This is a genomic window from Citrobacter sp. S55_ASV_140, from assembly GCF_018919505.1.
Taxonomy (GTDB): domain Bacteria; phylum Pseudomonadota; class Gammaproteobacteria; order Enterobacterales; family Enterobacteriaceae; genus Citrobacter; species Citrobacter werkmanii.
This window is the reverse complement of sequence record NZ_JAHLQZ010000406.1, coordinates 1-896: the sequence shown is the minus strand read 5'-3', so window position 1 is coordinate 896 and position 896 is coordinate 1. Positions and strand designations below refer to the sequence as shown.

General features: G+C 42.1%; 1 protein-coding gene and 1 pseudogene. Both read left to right on the top strand.

What is annotated here, in order from left to right:
- Positions 1-218: pseudogene (locus KQJ18_RS24200) on the top strand (EAL domain-containing protein); the annotation flags it as partial.
- A gap of 56 nt (positions 219-274) precedes the next feature.
- Positions 275-896: response regulator (locus KQJ18_RS24195; protein ID WP_216422986.1), on the top strand; the 622-nt coding region annotated here is incomplete at its 3' end.

Sequence of the window (896 nt, the reverse complement as noted above, 5' to 3'; positions counted from 1 at the left end):
TTATTATGCTGAGTCAAAAGCTGGGGCTTAATATCGTTGCGGAAGGCGTCAGTTCAGAACATCAGCTATGCTATATCCTCGATCATAATGTAGGTTTTATGCAGGGCTATCTTTATGCAAAGCCAATGAGTTCGTCTGATTTTACGACCTGGCTTGATACGCATGCCAATGAGCAAAATGAAAGGATTAAAAGTAAAAACCGTTCAATAGATCGGTAGTCACTGAGGTAACATAATGGTTTAACCAGAACGACTCATTCTTAGCAGAAGGCCCTATGAGTAAAAAGAAGTACCTAATTGATAAGAAAGTCATTCTTGATTGTGAGCGGATGACCTTATCATGCGATCGCGAAAGCTTAAAAATATCTGAATCCGAATGCAATTTGCTCCTTGCTTTTCATCAGGGGCTCTTCAAAAAAGATGATCTAATTGCCTGGGTGTGGGGACGAAAAGGTGTGGTGGTTTCCAGTGCCAGCTATTACAAATTAATCAATCAATTACGCGGTTCGTTCGAAAAAATCGGCCTTCCTGCTTCTGCAATATTAACGCGCCCTAAGGTTGGCGTGACGCTCTCGATAACAATCGAACCACTGCCTGATGAATCAATACACACAACGCAAAATAGAGCCAGTGATATTGTTGCGCCAGTTGCAGAATCCTTGTCTGAGCCAAAGAAATCCTCGCAGCCAGTTTCGAACTGGAAAGAGTGGTTATTTTTAATCTGCGCAATGATGTTCCTGCTGGTAGTGATTTATCTATATAGCAAACGCCATCCAGACTACTTTTCTGAGTTGGGTACCTATAACGGATATACCTTTTATGGTGTTACTGAAGATAATCGTTCTCTCGAGGACGCTGTGGGGGCTTTTTCCGAACTGAGTCAGCAAGTGTATAAAC